16 protein-coding genes are annotated in these 16,177 nt (G+C 61.5%); 4 read left to right on the top strand and 12 right to left on the bottom strand.

Annotated features, from left to right (window positions below):
* Positions 1 to 37 precede the first annotated feature (37 nt).
* Both M5B43_RS18110 and M5B43_RS18105 read left to right on the top strand, forming a co-directional pair.
* Complete coding sequence (locus tag M5B43_RS18110) at positions 38 to 511, top strand: prepilin peptidase (protein WP_248751378.1); 474 nt, start codon at positions 38 to 40, stop codon at positions 509 to 511.
* A 126-nt stretch (positions 512 to 637) separates the two neighbouring features.
* Positions 638 to 1,420 carry a response regulator transcription factor gene (locus tag M5B43_RS18105; protein WP_248751377.1) on the top strand — a complete coding sequence of 261 codons (783 nt, stop codon included), beginning with the start codon at positions 638 to 640 and terminating at the stop codon, positions 1,418 to 1,420.
* Positions 1,421 to 1,435: 15 nt separating this feature from the next.
* On the opposite strand, the gene M5B43_RS18100 is transcribed toward M5B43_RS18105, so the two are convergent.
* The 8 genes from M5B43_RS18100 to cpaB are packed head-to-tail and all read right to left on the bottom strand — an operon-like array spanning position 1,436 to position 8,869.
* The gene (locus tag M5B43_RS18100) at positions 1,436 to 1,705 is read right to left on the bottom strand and encodes a DUF3613 domain-containing protein (RefSeq protein ID WP_248751376.1); all 270 of its coding nucleotides are present in this window, start codon (positions 1,703 to 1,705) and stop codon (positions 1,436 to 1,438) included.
* Between the two features lie 2 nt (positions 1,706 to 1,707).
* Positions 1,708 to 2,442 carry a tetratricopeptide repeat protein gene (locus M5B43_RS18095; RefSeq protein WP_248751375.1) on the bottom strand — a complete coding sequence of 245 codons (735 nt, stop codon included), beginning with the start codon at positions 2,440 to 2,442 and terminating at the stop codon, positions 1,708 to 1,710.
* A 10-nt stretch (positions 2,443 to 2,452) separates the two neighbouring features.
* On the bottom strand, positions 2,453 to 3,346 hold the full coding sequence (locus M5B43_RS18090) for a type II secretion system F family protein (protein WP_248751374.1): 894 nt from the start codon (positions 3,344 to 3,346) through the stop codon (positions 2,453 to 2,455).
* Position 3,347: 1 nt separating this feature from the next.
* Positions 3,348 to 4,229, bottom strand: a complete 882-nt coding sequence (locus M5B43_RS18085; protein ID WP_248751373.1) for a type II secretion system F family protein — start codon at positions 4,227 to 4,229, stop codon at positions 3,348 to 3,350.
* A 13-nt stretch (positions 4,230 to 4,242) separates the two neighbouring features.
* Complete coding sequence (locus M5B43_RS18080) at positions 4,243 to 5,511, bottom strand: CpaF family protein (RefSeq protein ID WP_248751372.1); 1,269 nt, start codon at positions 5,509 to 5,511, stop codon at positions 4,243 to 4,245.
* Positions 5,508 to 6,701: a pilus assembly protein gene (locus M5B43_RS18075; RefSeq protein ID WP_248751371.1), complete on the bottom strand. Its 1,194-nt coding sequence runs from the start codon at positions 6,699 to 6,701 to the stop codon at positions 5,508 to 5,510. The genes M5B43_RS18080 and M5B43_RS18075 overlap by 4 nt, the downstream gene beginning before the upstream one ends.
* On the bottom strand, positions 6,698 to 7,927 hold the full coding sequence (locus tag M5B43_RS18070) for a type II and III secretion system protein family protein (RefSeq protein ID WP_248751370.1): 1,230 nt from the start codon (positions 7,925 to 7,927) through the stop codon (positions 6,698 to 6,700). The genes M5B43_RS18075 and M5B43_RS18070 overlap by 4 nt, the downstream gene beginning before the upstream one ends.
* Positions 7,928 to 7,942: 15 nt before the next feature.
* Entirely contained in the window at positions 7,943 to 8,869 is a 927-nt protein-coding gene (gene cpaB / locus M5B43_RS18065; protein WP_248751369.1) for a Flp pilus assembly protein CpaB, read from the bottom strand.
* A gap of 330 nt (positions 8,870 to 9,199) precedes the next feature.
* Between cpaB and M5B43_RS18060 the strand changes: the two genes are divergently transcribed.
* Together M5B43_RS18060 and M5B43_RS18055 are read left to right on the top strand one after the other, a co-directional pair.
* The gene (locus M5B43_RS18060) at positions 9,200 to 9,388 is read left to right on the top strand and encodes a Flp family type IVb pilin (RefSeq protein WP_248751368.1); all 189 of its coding nucleotides are present in this window, start codon (positions 9,200 to 9,202) and stop codon (positions 9,386 to 9,388) included.
* 57 nt (positions 9,389 to 9,445) lie between these two features.
* Complete coding sequence (locus M5B43_RS18055) at positions 9,446 to 9,850, top strand: response regulator (protein WP_248751367.1); 405 nt, start codon at positions 9,446 to 9,448, stop codon at positions 9,848 to 9,850.
* A 108-nt stretch (positions 9,851 to 9,958) separates the two neighbouring features.
* Here the strand turns inward: M5B43_RS18055 and M5B43_RS18050 are convergent, their stop codons facing one another.
* The 4 genes from M5B43_RS18050 to M5B43_RS18035 form a co-directional block, all read right to left on the bottom strand.
* Entirely contained in the window at positions 9,959 to 11,641 is a 1,683-nt protein-coding gene (locus M5B43_RS18050; RefSeq protein ID WP_248751366.1) for a POTRA domain-containing protein, read from the bottom strand.
* 171 nt (positions 11,642 to 11,812) lie between these two features.
* A complete protein-coding gene (locus M5B43_RS18045) occupies positions 11,813 to 13,600 on the bottom strand; it encodes a collagen-like triple helix repeat-containing protein (protein WP_248751365.1) in 1,788 nt (595 codons plus the stop codon).
* A 301-nt stretch (positions 13,601 to 13,901) separates the two neighbouring features.
* Positions 13,902 to 14,750 carry a MaoC/PaaZ C-terminal domain-containing protein gene (locus M5B43_RS18040; RefSeq protein ID WP_248751364.1) on the bottom strand — a complete coding sequence of 283 codons (849 nt, stop codon included), beginning with the start codon at positions 14,748 to 14,750 and terminating at the stop codon, positions 13,902 to 13,904.
* Positions 14,751 to 14,752: 2 nt separating this feature from the next.
* Positions 14,753 to 16,105 carry a 3-oxoacyl-ACP reductase gene (locus M5B43_RS18035; protein WP_248751363.1) on the bottom strand — a complete coding sequence of 451 codons (1,353 nt, stop codon included), beginning with the start codon at positions 16,103 to 16,105 and terminating at the stop codon, positions 14,753 to 14,755.
* Between the last annotated feature and the right edge of the window lie 72 nt (positions 16,106 to 16,177).

The raw sequence follows: 16,177 nt of genomic DNA, 5'->3' as shown, positions 1-16,177 counted from the left end.
AGCATAGAATCAATCGGCAAAAAGGGATGTTTTTTACGTGATCCAGGGTGCGGTGGTGCTGTTGTGGTTGGGGCTGTGTGCGGTGCAAGACGTTCGGCAGCGCTTGCTCGCCAATCGCCTGACGCTGGGGGCGGCCCTGTTGGCGTTGATCTACCTGCTATGGACGGGTAGCACCTGGCTCGGCGCTTCCTTCGGGCAGGGGGCCTGGGCGTTTGTTCTGGCGCTGTTGCTGACCTTGCCCGGCTACGCCTTGGGCCGCCTGGGGGCTGGGGACGTCAAGTTGCTCGGGGCCTTTGCGCTGGCCTCCAATGCCGATTACCTGCTGGGGTCGTTTGTGGGGGCTGCGATAGCCAATTTACTCTGGCTTCTGGTTGTGCCAAGGCTTTGGCCGCTTATGAGTCAAGGGCTTAAACACCACATGGGCTACCTGGCGCCGGACCCGTCAAGAAAACTCCCCTTCGCGCCGTTTTTGCTCTTGGGTTTCGCCGTTTTCTGGTTTTGGATCCATTAGTCGTCATCGGGTATTAACGCTATGTACATAGTCGGAAAGTACGTCTACGTTTAATACACAGTTATGTAGGAAAATTCGTCGTTAAGGATCGGTCAATCTTTTGGCTTGCAAGGCATGGAGTCGCGCGTGAACAAGTTTAACTCTGCAGTAAAAGTGCTCGTGGTCGACGATCAACCTTTGATCGTAGAAGAGCTCTGTGAATTTCTTGAAAGCAGCGGGTTCCGCTGTGTCCCGTGTGAATCCAGCCCGCAGGCCGTGAAGCGTTTCAGCGAAGACGCCGAGATCGGCCTGGTGTTGTGTGACCTGCATATGCCCGACATGGATGGCATCGAGTTAGTGCAGACCTTGCAAAAGGTTGCCGGCAAGCACCGGATTTTCGAGGCGATCATGTTGACTGGCCGCGCTGACAAGCAGGACGTGATCAAGGCCCTGCGTGCCGGGATCGCGGATTACTATCAGAAACCCATCAACCTGGACGAGTTGCTCGAAGGCTTGCAGCGCCAGGAAGCAGCGTTGCAGGAACGCAAGAAGGAGCTGCAACTGGGGAACTTGAACCAGAAGCTGCAATTTCTTTCCGAGTCGATCAACGATCTGTATCAGGACCTCGACAAGGTGCGCCGCAGCCCGCCAGGGCCGACGGGCGAAGACGTGGCGACCGAGGAGGGTGGGCCGGTGGAAATCCCGGCAATCTTCAACCCACTGTCACCGCGCCAATTGGACGTTGCCCGGCTGGTAGGGAAGGGGCAAACCAACTATCAGATTGCCTGTGAACTGGGTATCACCGAGAACACCGTCAAGCTGTATGTGTCCCAGGTGCTGCGCTTGACCCACATGCATAACCGCACGCAGTTGGCGCTGGCGCTGTCGCCCAATAACTCGGCGATGCGCCAGCGGGTAACGGCCCACTGAAGCCCCAACCGGCAGCTAGTTCTTGCCGCCGGTTTGCCCACCCGCCTTTTGATCGAAATACTCCGGGATCGGATGCTTGTAGCTTTCCAGCAAGCGCTGGGCGGCTTGATCGCGTTCGGCGGCGGAGGCTTTCTGGGGGGTGGTCGAGGCCACTCTCCCACTGGACTGCAACGTCAGCCAGTTCTCGGTGGCGGCCTGCTGTGCAGATGAGGGACCGGGTTCGATGGCCATGACGCTCATGGGCAAGGCCAGTATTGCCAGGCAGGTGAGACAAGGCACTTTCATCATCAATTCCTCGGGTTGCTGGGCGCATCACTGACCGTGGCGACCTGATTCTTGGCACTGGCCTCTGCCTTGGCGACGGGGGCGCTTGAGCCTTTGAGTTTCTCTGCCCGGGCCTGCGCCTCGGTGACCTGGTCGGGGTTCAGGCCCATCTGGCTGACCAGTTGTGCGGCCTGCTTCCAGTTGTCCTGATAAATCAGCAGCGTCACCAGATTGATCGCCGCCAGCGGGTCGCTCTGCTTGAGCTCCATGGCGGTGATGAATTCAAAGCGAGCGTCTTCCACGCGCAACTGGTTGAGGTACACCACGCCCAGGTCGTTGCGAATTTTCTCGTCGGTGGGCGCCAGGCGTGCCGCGCGTTGCAAGTGGGCCATGGCTTGGCCGTTTTCGCCCTTGGCCGAGGCCAGTTGGCCCAGGCCGTGTTCGCCTTCGGCGGCCATGCAGGTGCCGATCAGGCTGCGATACAACGGTTCTGCCTCGCTGCGTCCCAGCAAACGGTAAGCCTTGGCCTGGCGCAGGCGCACCTGGGGCAAGTTGGCCGGCAAACCCTGCAGGTTGGCCAGGCTGGCGTGTAGCTTGCCGTCGTTGGCCATTTCATCGGCCAGGTTCAACGACAATTCCTGGTCGGCGCCGGGCTTGGGGCAACTGCCGGTGGCCGTCAGGGCGCCCCATGGGGGTTGGCCGTTGGTGGCACAGCCACCGAGCAGCAATAGGCTCAAACCGGCTATCAAGGCTTTCATCGGGCGCTCCTTATAAGTGACTCAACGCCCGGGAGATGCCGATGAACGCCGGCCCCCCGAGCACGATCAGCAAGGCGGGAAACAAAAACACCATCATCACCACCGACATCTTCGCCGACATTTTCGAAACGAACTCCTGCACCCGCGTCAGGCGACGGTCGTCGAGCAGTTGCTTGAGGGCCAGCAACGATTTCATCGCGCCGCCGCCTTGGTGGACCAGTTGCTGGAGGATGGTGCCGGTGTCGGTGAATTCATCCACGGCCAGCAACCTGGCGGTCTTGCCCAGTTCTTCGCTCAGATCCAGGCCGGAGTCGACCCGGGTCAGGATCAGGCGCAGTTCGTGGGTCAAGGCCGGCAGCAGGCGCTGCGCCTCGACACTCAGCACACGCAGTGCTTGTTCAACGGCCATGCCGGATTCGAACAGGATGCGCAGCAGCGGAATGAAGGTCGAGACCTCCTGGGAGATGCGTTGCTGCCGGCTTTTGGCGACGCCGGCAAGGATGCGCTTGGGCAGCAGGTAACCAATGCCCAGGGCGATCAGGGGCACCAGCCACGGTGAGGCCACCTTGGTAAACAGCAACTGCTGGGTCACGATGGCAAGGGCCAGCAGCACCAAGGGGGTGCCGATCTGGAAGGCGGCGAACATCGAGCGCTGGCTGGATTTGCGCCAGCCGACGCGGTTGAGCAGGGTCTGGGTTTCGTTGTCCAGGCTGACCGAACGTTGCGCGAGCTGGCTGTTGCCCAGTTGCTGCATCAGCGTGCCGAACTTGTGTTCGTCACCCATCTGGCCCTGCAAACGTTGGGCAACCAGGCGCTGGCCGCGCCGGTGTTTCATCAGGTTGGCCAGCACCAGCATCAGTGCAGCCAGGAACAATATCGCGCTGATCAGTAGTGAAATCGCCATCTCACACGCTCCGCAACATACGCCACAAGGTGAAGCAGCCCAGCACCTGCATGCCCAGGGCCACGAACAACAGCATGCGGCCGGTGCCGTCGTTCCACATGGTCATCAGGTACGCGGGGTTGACCGCCAGGAAGTAGCCCACCATTGAAATCGGCAGGGCCGTGAGGACATAGGCCGTCACCCGGGTCTCGCCGGTCAAGGCGCGTAGTTGGCGGCCAGCCTGCTCGCGCTCGCGGATCATCTTGATCAGGTTTTCCAGCAGTTCGCTGGCGTTGCCGCCATAGCGGTGGTTGACCTTCAACCCTAAGGCGAACAGGCGAAACTCGTCGCGCTCGTAGAACTCGGCGAAGTCGTGGGTGGATTCCGGCAGGCTGATACCCAACTGGACGTTGCGTTGAATCCGGCCCATGGCATGTTTGAGCGGGTCTTCGGTCACTTCAATGCCGCCCATGACCGCATCCGCCAGCGTACGCCCGGCCTTGAGGCTGCGCACAGTGTGGTCGAGCAATTGCGGCAGTTGTTCGATCATGCGCTTGATACGCCGTTGGTAGCGCCAGGCGATGTACAGGCGCAGCAGCAACGGCGGCACGACCAGCATCACCAGCAGGCCACCCCAGCCGGCAGCCAACAACCCCAGCACCGCGCCCAGGCCCCATATCGCCAGCCACAGGCCCAGGCTGTCGCTGGGCTTGCCCAAGCCTGCGCGCAGGAACATCCGTTCCACGCCGTTCCATTGGCCACCCTCTTCGGTGAGCTGCGGCTGGCCTTCGGCGAGCCGGCCCAGCACGCGTTCGGTCTGGGCGCGACGCATGCCGTTTTGAAAGGACCGAATCGACAGGCCGATGAGGATCACGCAGATGAACAGCAGGATGGCCCCAGTCATGGTTGCGCCCCCTTCAAGGCAATGCCGGTTCGCGGCGCAGTTTTTCGCCGGCAGGGTTGACCGCCTCGCGCAGGAAGCCGAAGCCGGTGCGCCGGTCATGGCGAAACAGGGTATTGGTCACGTACACGTCTTCACGGATGCCCACCACCTCGACCACTTCGCTGACGCAACGACGACCATCCGGCAGGCGGGTCAGTTGGATCACCACATCCAGCGCTGCGCAGATCATTTGCCGCAGGGTTTTTTCCGCCACCACGCGGCCCGTCAAACCCACCAGGGTCTCCAGGCGCAGCAGGGCGTCGGCGGCGTTGTTGGCGTGCACGGTACTCATGGAACCGTCGTGGCCGGTGTTCATGGCGGTCAGCACATCGAGCACTTCGACGCCGCGGATCTCGCCGAGAATGATGCGGTCGGGGCGCATCCGCAGGGCGTTGCGGATCAGGTCGCTGGCCTTGACCTCGCCGTGGCCCTCGGCGTTCGGCGGGCGGGTTTCCAGGCGTACTACGTGGGGGTGCCCCAGTTGCAGTTCGGCCACGTCTTCGATGGTGACGAGGCGCTCATGGGGGTTGATCAATTGGCTGAGGATGTTCAGCAGCGTGGTTTTACCGGTGCCGGTACCGCCGCTGATCAGGATGTTGCAGCGCTTGCCCACGGCTTCCTGGAAAAAATCGAAGATGTTCTGGTCGATGGTCTGCATGGCCACCAGGTCGCTGCTCTTGAGCATGTCCTTGCGAAATTTACGGATCGACAGGCATGGCCCGTCCAGGGCGATCGGCGGGATGATCGCGTTGACCCGGCTGCCGTCGGGCAAGCGCGCATCGACCATCGGCGAGGACTCATCCAGACGCCGCCCCAGGGGCGCAAGAATGCGCTGCATCACGCGCTCTACATGATGGGCGTCGATAAAGCGCAGGTCACTCTGGTGCAGTAGGCCGTCACGTTCGATGAATACCCGGTGCGGGCCGTTGACCAGGATCTCCGTCACGGAGGGGTCGCGCAGTAGCACTTCGAGTGGGCCGAAGCCGGTCAGTTCGTCGACGATTTCTTCGGCCAGGCGCTCCATCTCATAACGGGAAATCGCCAGGTGCATGCGGTTGATGTATTCGGCCACCTTGTCGATGACAAATTGCGCCAACAGCTGGCGTGAGCCTTCCAGCAGGTTCTTCCCGGACTCTTCGATGGCGTCGATGATGTAACGATGCAGCACCAGCTTCAGGCCGTCGTGATCGGTGTTGCCACCGAGGCCGCGCGCTGGGGCACCGAAGAGTTTGTCGCTGTTCATTTGCCGGTTCTCAACAGGCGTTCAAGCCAGTTGGCAGAGGGTGCCTTAATGCTTTCCGAACGTTTTGCCAAGCGCTCGCCGAGGGTTTTCAGGCCGTGCGTCAGGGGTTCTCGCGGGGCCACGGCGAACAGGGTTTGCCCCTGGTTCTTAGCGTTCAGGCGTACCTCCGGGCTCAATGGCAGCACGGCAATCACGTCCAGGCCAAAGCTTCTGCTGAGGGCCTCGGCATCGGGCGCACAGCTTTTGATATAGCGATCAACCAACAGTTTGGCGTGCTCCAGCTTCATGCCTTTTTCCCGCCATTGGTTCAGCACGGCAAGGTTGCGACGACAGTCCAGCACGCTTTGATCCGTGCACCACAACAGCTTGTCGCAGTGGCTGACAAAGGTGCGCAGGGCTTCGCTGTCCGGCTGGCCGGTGAGGTTCACCACAATGTGCTGGAAGTGTTGGCGCAGTGCGCTGAGCAACATGTACAGCTCGGCGGCGCTGGTGCGCTCCAGGGGCTCATCATTGGGGGCGTAGGCGAGGATGCGCAGGCCCTCTTCAGTCGAGGTGAAGGCGCTGTTGATCAAGGTGGTATCCAGCCGCCGGAGGTGGCGCAAGGCGTCGCCGAAATTGAATGAGCTTTCCAACCCCAGCAGCGCCAGGCTGTCACCTCGGGGTAAGCCCAGGTCCAATAACAGGGTGTGTTGGCCGCTCTTTTGTACGACCAGTGCCATATGGCTGGCCAACAGCGCGCCGTCGGCGTTGCTTTGGGTGCCGTACAACACGGTGAGGCCACCCAGTTGGGTGTTGGTGGTGACCGGGGGCAGGCGCTTGCTCAGGCGACGCACCAGCCCGGCCACTTCGCTGGAGCGTGAGCCGTAGGCGACAAAATCCCGGGCGCCGGCGCGCATTGCGTTCAGTACCAGTTGATTGTCCATGCCGTCGCCGAGGGCAACGATGGCCAGCATCGGCTTGGCTTCCAGGGCGCCTTCGATCAGCGCACTTTGGGCGACCACGTGCTCGCGGTCGAGGCCGATGAAGACCAGGTTGGAGAAGGTCACGTCGACCAGGGCCAGCAACTCGTCCAGGGTGCCGCTGCCGGCGCTGACCACTTGGCCGAGCGGTGCCAGCGCGCCCTGCAGCCATTCCAGGTCGGTGGTGTTACGCGTGATTGCCAGAAACGTCTGGCTCAGGCTATCGCTCATTGGGACAACCCATTGAGTCGGTCGAAATTGCCATTTTCCAGGAAGTATAGGCGGTACCAGTTGGGGTCGTAGTTACGCAGCTTCTCGCCCGGCAGGGACGGCAGTTGGGCATTGGCCGCCAACGGTTGTACCAGGTGCGGCGTGACGATCATCAACAGTTCTTTGTCCTGACGGTTGACGGAGGAGTCGCGAAAGAACGCGCCCAGGATCGGGATGTCACCCAGGCCCGGAAACTTGCTGATGTTGGTGTTATTGGTGCTGCTGATCAGGCCGCTGATCACGAAGCTTTCACCGTCGGCCAGGGAGACGCTGGTGTCGGTACGGCGAACAGTCAGGGCCGGCACCGTGATGTTTTGAATGATCACGGCGTTGGTGTAGTCCAACTGGCTGACTTCCGGTGCCACTTTGAGGGAAATGCGATTGTGGTCGATCACGGTGGGGGTCAGGGTCAGGCGAATCCCGAACTCCTTGTACTCGATGGAGATGCTGTTGCTGCCACTGCTGGGCACCGGGATCGGCACCTCGCCGCCAGCCAGGAATGTCGCGCTCTGACCGCTCATGGCCACCAGGCTTGGGCGTGCCAGGGTGTAGGCAAAGCCGCTGCTTTCCAGGGCGTTGATCATCGCCGAGACACGCCCGCCGCCGAAGCCGATATTGAAGGTGTCGCCGTTGACCGGGAGGTTCCCGCGAAAGGGCGTACTCACCGGATTCGACACAGTGCTGGGGCTGCCAAACAGGAAGTTGCCACCGCGTCCGAAGATCGACGTGCTGGCTTCCTTGAGCTTGGTGCGGCTGACCTCGACAAAACGAATGTCGGTCTGCACCTGGCTGGGCAGCGTCGGATCGTCGGAAGGCGAAAGCGCGAGGCTGGTGAGAGCTGATGTTGCCTTGCCTTTGACGAACACCATGCTCTGGCGAGGTGTAGTGGAACAGGCGGTCCAGACCATCAGGCTGGTGGTGCCGGAGGCGACACCGGTCAGCAGAAAACCACGGTCGCCATTGAGGTGGACATCGGCGATTTTCGGGTCGCCGATGGCCAGGCGTGTAATCGCGACCGGCGATTGCAATTCCTGTTGCAAGCCCTCGCCTACCGAGAGTGCGGCAGGCAGTTGGCCCAGGCTGCCGCAATTGCCAGGGGCGGCCACGGCCAGGCCCACAGACACGTTCGACAGCATCAGGGCACAGGCGATTTTCAGCGTGAACACCGGTACTAAACGTCGGCTCATGCACAGTATCCTTGTTCAGTCGGGCGTCTGTTGGGTTGCTTGATTGCCCCGGATCACCTCGACACCGGAACGGCGCGGGTTGCTCTGGGCCACCTTTTTCGGGGCGTGGGCGAAGGCCAGCTGGGTGAACTGGTAGAGGTCGCGGTTGGTGCTTTGCAGCTTGCCCGGCGCGTCGCTTTCGCCGGCCCAGTAGTGGCTCAACAAGCGTTCGTCGGCGCTGCGCACGGCCAGGCGCAAGGTGCCTGCCTGGGAGGCAAGCATCAGTCGGCTCAACAGTGGCTCGGGCACGGCCAGTACGACGGTGCGAGAGGGGGCGTGGCGTTGGGCTTTTTCTTCAGCCGTCATGGCCGGAGGGGACGCGGGAGTACCGTCGTTGGTCAGGCCCATTTGATCGCCGACGCTGAGCAAGCGGATGGCGGGAATCACCACTTGGGCCGATTGCTCGAGGTTGGTGGCGTCCTGGCGCAGGTACAGCAGCACGTCCACATAGTCGCCGGGGCTAAGCTGGCCGGCCGCGCCAATCACCTCATCGACGGCGACGGCCAGGGCGCGTTCATCCGGTCGAATCATGCGGGCCAACGGGCCGCCGGCAGTGAAGCTTTCGTCATTGAGCCAGGTACCGGCGCGCAGTGCGCGCCATGGCATGCGCCCGATGGCTTGGTCAACGCTGGTTAAGCTGCCAGCCGGCACCGTGCGCAGCTTTTCGACGCTAAGGTCAGCGGCATTCAGGGCAACGAAAGGGGGCACATCGTGTGCCAGCACCACCACGGGTTGGCGGGTCTGGTCTTCGACTACGGCAACGGCGTTTTCGACAGGTGCAGCCTGTGGTGGCGGAGGCGGCGACAGAGCAGGCTGACGGCTGAGGACCACCCCCCAATAACCGGCGAACAGCGCACCCACCAAGAGTACGCCCGCCAGTATCATACTCAGACGCGTGTTCATGACGGCTCTCCCTATCCTGTTGCTCCCCAACCCGTCGATCCGAACAGGTCAACTACGCAACCCGACTGCTATGAACGGTGGACTAACTATTTCGCTATTTGAAGGTAGTTCAGTTAGGACAAAATGCCATTACTGACAGAAAGATTTCTCCGTCGCGTAAAGGCAGTCTTTCAAATCACGGATTTACGACGCCAGAAAAGCCACCACTACTTTGTGATTAATCAGTTCTTACAGTTGTGAGGGCGAGGTTTGTTGACAATGCTCAGATGGCACATCGCAATTACTGTGCAGCACCGTGATAGGGCGCCGGGTCGCCATAGGAGAAGTCGTATGATCTTCGCTTTCTTGATGAAGCTTCACTTTCAACTCCAGTTGCTTTTTCATCGCAAAGACGGCGCCACCGCAATTGAATATCTCATTCTCGTGGCGATTGTTGCGCTGATAGTATTGGCCGCTGGGACTACGCTATCGCCGCAAATTACGGCGTTCTTCCTGAAAGTCGAAAACGCACTTAAGTGACCGTCACAGCCCCGTATGGGCACACTCGTCAGTGACTGGCCACATTAGGAATCGCTCATGAATGCTGCTGTACCTTTTCGCCAACAGATCCTGTTGGTGGACGACGAAGAAGATGCCCTCGTTGAACTGGCGGAGTCGCTGGAGAACGAGGGCTTCATTTGTTATACCGCCACCTCCGTGACCTGCGCGTTGCAGGAATTGACCTTGCACCCGGACATCGCGCTGATCATCACCGACCTGCGCATGCCTGAGGAAAGTGGCATCTCCCTGATCAAGCGCCTGCGTGAGCACACCGACCGCCAACACTTGCCGGTGATTGTGATGTCCGGCCATGCCGAAATGGATGACGTCAGCGACATGCTGCGCTTGCAGGTGCTGGACCTGTTTCGCAAGCCCATCTACCTGGTGCGGTTGATCGATACCCTCAACAACCTTTTCCCCCTGAAAGTATCCCCCCTGTAGGCGCGTCCCCAATACCCGCCAGTTAAGACTACTGTGGCGAGGGAGTTTGCTCCCTCGCCACAGGTTACCGGTTGCTCGCTCTAGCGCTTAACTGACCAAGCCCGCTCACTACAGCTGGTAGCTGAAACTCAACGTATACCGCGGCCGCCGGTTGTAGCTGTCCAGGGCGATGTCCGACATCGGCTTGGCCGCCTCCAGGGCGATGTTGTAGTACTTGTTGTCGCCAAAGCGCAGGCCCACTGCTGCCGATGACATGTCGTTGCCCTTGACCGGCAGTTCGTTGAACCAGGTCTTGGCGCGGTCGAGTACGACGTAGGGTTGCACGACCTTTACCCAATCCCCGGCGCGGTTGAAGCTGTAGTTGACCTCGTACGCCACGCCCCAGCCTTTGTCTCCCGAGCCCTGGTCGTCGGGGTAGCCACGGCCGAAGTTCTGCCCGCCGAAGGTGGCGCGCTCGCTGTCGGGCAGGGTGTTACTGCTCCAGTAGAACGCGCCTGAGAGTACGCCTTGCCAGTTGTCGAAGAACTTGTCGCTTTGCACGCCCGAGAGGCGCAGGCGGAAGAAATCCAGGTCTGGACTTAACCCTCCAAGATCACTGCGGGTCGTGGCGCCCAAACCGTTGATGCCTTGGTACAGGCCGGCACTGAGGATGCGCAATTGTCGAGGGTCGGATTTACGCCAGTCACCCTCGAAGGCCAGGGCGCGCAAGTTGGTTTCGATGTCGAAGCGGTTGGGGTAGCCCACCAGTTGATAGCGCGTGGTTTGGTCCACCGCGTACAGGCGCGTGCCCAGGGTCAACGACTCGGTAGGTGAGGCGATCAGCGGATGGCTCAGGCCGACGGAGTAACGATCGATCGACTGGTGCGGCTTGAGTTCGAAGCCGCCGTCCAGTTGCACGTTACTGTTGGGGTCGGCGCGATAACGCTCGGCGGCGAGTATCAGTTGGCTGCCTTCGGCATTGATGAACTGGCTGTAGCCCAGGCGGTAGTAGTGCTCGCTGTCGTTGCCGGGCGGGAACAGGCCACTGACGTTGAGCTGCTCACCCATGGATGTCTGGGAGTTGCTGGTGGCCGTGAGCAAGGCTTGCAGGCCGCCACGGTTTTCGTCGACCAGGCTCATGCTGGTCGTGAAGGGCTTGCGGCTGGCCTGGATCTGCATGTGCGTGGCGCCATCGGTGGTGCCCGGTGGGGGCACTTGCGCCTGTACGGTGAGGCCGGGGATACGGCTCATGAGCGTGGTATAGCGCTCGAAGGTCTTGCGCGTCAGTGGGCGCTCGCCCAGGAGTTTATTGGCCAGTTTATCAACGTAGGCCGACACCGAGCCGATGTCGCCAGTTTGTTGGTAATCCTTGATGTACCCCTCTACCAGTACGACGCGGACCAGGCCGTTTTCGAAGTTCTGCTGCGGCAGGAACGCGTAGGACAGCAGGTAGCCATCCTCCTGGTAGCGACGGGTGATGCTACGGGTAGCTTCGATCAGTTGCGCGAGGTTGGTCTCATGGCCAATCAACGCCTGGTACGCCTTGGCTGTCTCGGTGAGCGGGTAGATCGTTCCTCCTTCGATCTGCAGCTTGCGGATGGTGACCTTGGTATCCATCAACAACGGCTGGCCGGCGGTAGGCGGTGTTTGCGGCATTTGGGTTTGTGGTGTGACCGGTCGATAGGCGTCCGCTGGCAGGTTAGGCACCGGTAGGTTGCGGATGGTGTCGTTGCTGTTCAGGAAGTTGGGAAGGGTCTCGGCTTGGACGTAAGCACTGAGGGTGAGCAATAACAACGGCGTCAACACGCGCATAGGACACTCCATGGTCAAACTGCAGCAGCGTTTCGGGCCCGTCGCGTTCTCGGACGCGGTTCGGGAAGGCCAATGATCAGCCATAAAAAAGATGAGAGACCCATTGGAATCTCTCATCTCAACCAAGCGTAGGCGCTGTAGGGGAGGCCGTCTAATCGGCCAGGTGCAATTCTATTTTTTGCCGGTCAGGCCCCCGAGCAGGCCACCAAGGCCACCTGTTGTTGCAGTGCCACCCGTGGTGCTGGCATTGCCGCCGGCCGATGCGCTGGCGCCGATGTTCAGGCCACCCAACAGGCCGCCGCTGGTGCCGCCGGTGCCGCCGGTGACCAACCCACCCACCGAGCTGACGGTGTTGCCGACGGCGGTCACGGTGGTGCCCAGGGTATTGGTAACCGGGTTGGCATTCGCTGCGGTCAGGTTAGTGCCCAAGCCACTGACAGCCCCGCCGACTTGAGTGACCAAACCGTTGACGGGAGCGCCAACGCCTGTGGCGGTGCCGACGTTTTGCGTCAGGCTGGTGACACCGGACGTTACTGGGTTCAGGGCTGCACCCACGTTAGTGGCCAGACCTGCTACCGGTGCAGTGGCTGCGGTATTGGCGACGCCACTCCCGCCGATCACGGTACCGAGGGAGGCAACGGTGTTGCCCAGTGCACCACCGGTGACACCCGCTGCACTGACGGTGCCGTTGGTGTTGCCGGCATTCAGGCCGTTACCCACGTTGGCCACCACGCCACCCACCAGTTCCGGCAGGCCGGGAGCGGAGCCACCCGCGGCGGGTGCGACATAGCCACCCGACTTGTCGAGTACGCCGCCGACGCCGGTCAACGTACCGCCAACGAGCGTGGTGACGGGGTTGCCTGTACCGCCAGTGCTGGCGACCTGACCACCCAGACCGCTGACGGTGGCGCCGACTTTGTTCAATAAGCCATTGACCGGGCTACCCAGGCCAGTGGCAGTGCCAAGGTTGCCGGTGGTGTTTTCCACCAGCGATACCACCGGTACCAAGACTTTGCTGCCTACGGTATTAGTCAGCGAACCCAGTGGCCCAGTGGTGCTTGCGGTGCTGAGCGTATCGCCAAGCATGGTGACGGCTTGGCCAACATTACCCACTACGCCACCCACTGCAGTACCGACACCGCCAGTCAAGCCGCCGACCACAGGGACGCCGCCAAGTGTGGTCCCCAGGGTTTGGCCTGCGCCCGAAACACCGGTGCCCAGTGCGGCCACGCCCGTGCCGACGCCGGCAACCGTTTTACCCAGGGAGTTGCTATCAGTGCCCAACGAGCCCAGGCCTGATGTCACACCGCTACCGATGCTGGTGACGGCGTTGCCAGTTGCAGTGACCAGGCCACCAGCCGTCACGCCGACGATGGGCACACCGTTCAAGGTCGAGCCGATATCACCGACAGCGGTGCCGACGTTACCCACGGTGGTGCCGAGCGTGCCGACAATTTGGCCGGTGACCAAGGGGGGAGTTATCGAACCTGTGCCGCCAGTACCACCACCTGTGCCGCCAGTACCACCACCTGTACCGCCAGTACCGCCACCCGTGCCGCCAGTACCACCACCTGTACCGCCAGTACCGCCACCCGTGCCGCCAGTACCACCACCTGTACCGCCAGTACCGCCACCCGTGCCGCCGGCAGTGCCACCACCGGTACCGCCACCCGTGCCGCCGGCAGTGCCACCACCGGTACCGCCACCCGTGCCGCCGGCAGTGCCACCACCGGTACCGCCACCCGTGCCGCCGGCAGTGCCACCACCGGTACCGCCATCCGTGCCGCCGGCAGTGCCACCACCAGTACCGCCGCCACCACTGCCCGCGCCAGCGTCCGGAGAGGAGGCTGAAACGCTGCTGTGATGCCCGCCACCACCGCTGCTGCAGCCTGCAAGGCTCATCGCCATGATCAGGGCCAGCGCGGTACTTGCTTTCCAAAACACTACTTGAGTTTTCATGATTGAGTTCCTTGCACCTGGTACAACCTTGGTTGTTTTCAAACATTCGCTATTTCTGCGGATAGCGATACGTTTGTCCGTGTGGCTATCACAGACCCAGGCACTTTTTCCCGCAACGCTCAACTTGGTATTAACGATTTATATACACAGCGGGTGGGGCGGCTAAATGACTAATGCCAAGGGTGTAGGTGGGAACTATCAAGGAATATTTATTTGATGCTAATCAGCAGGTTGAATAAAAAACGGACCTTGGTCGGTCCGCTATAACTTAAGGTGTATATATACAATTAATCAGCCTGTATCAGGTGAGCGGTTGCCACTTTCCGAGCATATGTTGAATATCCCCTGACCCCTTCAACAGTAACTCGCCACTGGAGCCAGGGGCACTGCAAAGTAAACTCACTTCGCTGGGCAGGCGGACAGGCTTCTTGAACTCCACTTCGATTTCAACATTGGCGACAGGCAGATGCTCACCCATGGCCGCGAGAGTACGAGCCTTGTTCCACAGCCCGTGGGCGATCGCTTGTGGGAAGCCAAATAACTTGGCCGTCAGTGCGCTCAGGTGGATCGGGTTGTAATCGCCGGACACTCGGGCGTAGCGCCGGCCGATATTGGCCGGCGCTGTCCAGCGTGTCAGTTCACTGAGTGGCGGCGGGGGTTGTCGTGTGTCGTCTGCTGTCGTGCCTTCCAGTGTCACGCCACGGCACAGCATCTGGCTCTGGGCTTCCCATAGCAGGCCCAGGCTATCCTCGACGACGGTGACTATCTCAAAGGTCGCGCCTTTTGCATGAGGCTTGAGGTTGTGCGCGTACACCCCGATGGTCAGGTCACTTACGCTGCCCAAGGGGCGATGAATACGGATGCGGTTGCTCAGGTGGATCAGCCCTAACAGTGGGAACGGAAACGTCTTGGCGGTCAGCAGTTGCAGTTGCAGGCCGAACGCCAGGACGTGTGGATAAGTGGCCGGCAGCATGGGCCCCTCGGCAAAGCCACAGACCTTGCGATAGGCCGCGACAGCCTTGGGGTCGACGCTGGCCCGGCAGCGCAACCCCTGTTCGGGCAATGTGCTGCCGGTGATCTTGCGTTTAAGCGCCGCGCGCCAGTACAGCGGTGCTAGAAACGGTGTGCGGTCTAACGTCTGCCATTGCATGCTTACGCTCCTAAAAGACTTTGCCCACACACTCGCAGCGCCTGGCCGCTCACGGCGCCGGAACCTGGTTGACTGAGCCAGGCCACTGCCTCGGCCACGTCCTGCGGCAAGCCCCCTTGGCCCAATGAACTCATGCGCCGCCCGGCCTCACGCAGGGCGAATGGGATATGCGCGGTCATCTGGGTTTCGATAAAACCGGGCGCCACGGCATTGATGCTGATCCCACGTTCCTTCAGCAACGGCGCCCATGCCTGGGCAAGGCCGATCAAGCCGGCCTTGCTCGCGGCGTAGTTGGTCTGCCCGCGATTACCGGCGATGCCACTGATGGACGCCAGTAGCACCACACGCGCGTTGTCGTGCAGGGTGCCGCTGTCGAGCAGGGCCTTGGTCAGCACTTGTGGGGCATTGAGGTTGACGGCCAGCACGGCGTCCCAGTATTCCGGGGTCATGTTGGCCAGGGTTTTGTCGCGGGTGATACCGGCGTTGTGCACCAGAATGTCGAGACCCTCCGGCAGATGCTCGATCAGTTGGCCAGCGGCGTCGTCGGCGCAGATATCCAGCACCACCGTGCGTGCATTCAGGCGCGCGGCCAGGGCTTCAAGGTCAGCCTTGGCCTGGGGCACATCGAGCAGGATCACATCGGCACCGTCGCGGGCGAGGGTTTCGGCGATGGATGCACCAATCCCGCGGGCGGCACCGGTGACCAGGGCCTTGCGTCCCGCCAGAGGGCGAGTCCAGTCCGAGACGGGAGTGTCGCAGGCTGTGAGGCGAATCACTTGGCCCGAGATGTAAGCGCTTTTGGGCGACAGGAAAAACCGCAGCGCTCCTTCCAGTTGATCCTCAGCACCCTCACCTACGTAGAGCAATTGCAACACGCCGCCGCTTCGCAACTCCTTGGCCAGAGAACGGCTGAAACCCTCCAGGGCACGCTGGGCGCTGGCCGCAAAGGGATCGCCGAGGCTTTCCGGCGCACGGCCGAGGATCACCAGGTGCGCACTGTGGTCGAGGTTTTTCAGCAGCGGCTGGAAGAACTCGCGCAGTTGCTTGAGCTGATCGGTGTGTTGCAAGGCACTGGCGTCGAACACCACGGCCTTGAGTTTGGGGCCGTGCCCGGGAATCCAGGCGGGTGCCGTCAAGGGGTCGGGGCCGTAGCTGTAAACGGCGTCGGTGAGTCTATTGGCGAATGCCAGCACCTTGGCCGCCAGTGTGCCGCCGCCCAGTAACAGTGCGCCTTCGACCGGGCGCAGGCGTCCGGCCTGCCAGCGTTCCAGGCGTACCGGCGACGGCAGGCCAATGGCGGCGACCAGACGATGGCCGAGGCTTGAGTTGGCGAAGTCGATATAACGGTCAGACATGGAACGCTCTCCGAAGGCTGGGGTTCAAAGGGTTGACCACCCCGGGGCGGTAGTCGTTCGATCAGCCTAGGC

The sequence above is a fragment of the Pseudomonas sp. MWU15-20650 genome, from assembly GCF_023242475.1.
In the GTDB taxonomy this organism is placed as follows: domain Bacteria; phylum Pseudomonadota; class Gammaproteobacteria; order Pseudomonadales; family Pseudomonadaceae; genus Aquipseudomonas.
Note: the sequence above shows the minus strand (reverse complement) of the source record. Positions and strands in the feature narration are given on the sequence as shown.

Bases quoted from the DNA above. Each gene is read 5' to 3' on its own strand.
- M5B43_RS18100 (WP_248751376.1), bottom strand. From the start codon at position 1,705: ATGAAAGTGCCTTGTCTCACCTGCCTGGCAATACTGGCCTTGCCCATG.
- M5B43_RS18095 (WP_248751375.1), bottom strand. From the start codon at position 2,442: ATGAAAGCCTTGATAGCCGGTTTGAGCCTATTGCTGCTCGGTGGCTGT.
- M5B43_RS18090 (WP_248751374.1), bottom strand. From the start codon at position 3,346: ATGGCGATTTCACTACTGATCAGCGCGATATTGTTCCTGGCTGCACTG.
- M5B43_RS18085 (WP_248751373.1), bottom strand. From the start codon at position 4,229: ATGACTGGGGCCATCCTGCTGTTCATCTGCGTGATCCTCATCGGCCTG.
- M5B43_RS18080 (WP_248751372.1), bottom strand. From the start codon at position 5,511: ATGAACAGCGACAAACTCTTCGGTGCCCCAGCGCGCGGCCTCGGTGGC.
- M5B43_RS18075 (WP_248751371.1), bottom strand. From the start codon at position 6,701: ATGAGCGATAGCCTGAGCCAGACGTTTCTGGCAATCACGCGTAACACC.
- M5B43_RS18070 (WP_248751370.1), bottom strand. From the start codon at position 7,927: ATGAGCCGACGTTTAGTACCGGTGTTCACGCTGAAAATCGCCTGTGCC.
- cpaB (WP_248751369.1), bottom strand. From the start codon at position 8,869: ATGAACACGCGTCTGAGTATGATACTGGCGGGCGTACTCTTGGTGGGT.
- M5B43_RS18060 (WP_248751368.1), top strand. From the start codon at position 9,200: ATGATCTTCGCTTTCTTGATGAAGCTTCACTTTCAACTCCAGTTGCTT.
- M5B43_RS18055 (WP_248751367.1), top strand. From the start codon at position 9,446: ATGAATGCTGCTGTACCTTTTCGCCAACAGATCCTGTTGGTGGACGAC.
- M5B43_RS18050 (WP_248751366.1), bottom strand. From the start codon at position 11,641: ATGCGCGTGTTGACGCCGTTGTTATTGCTCACCCTCAGTGCTTACGTC.
- M5B43_RS18045 (WP_248751365.1), bottom strand. From the start codon at position 13,600: ATGAAAACTCAAGTAGTGTTTTGGAAAGCAAGTACCGCGCTGGCCCTG.
- M5B43_RS18040 (WP_248751364.1), bottom strand. From the start codon at position 14,750: ATGCAATGGCAGACGTTAGACCGCACACCGTTTCTAGCACCGCTGTAC.
- M5B43_RS18035 (WP_248751363.1), bottom strand. From the start codon at position 16,105: ATGTCTGACCGTTATATCGACTTCGCCAACTCAAGCCTCGGCCATCGT.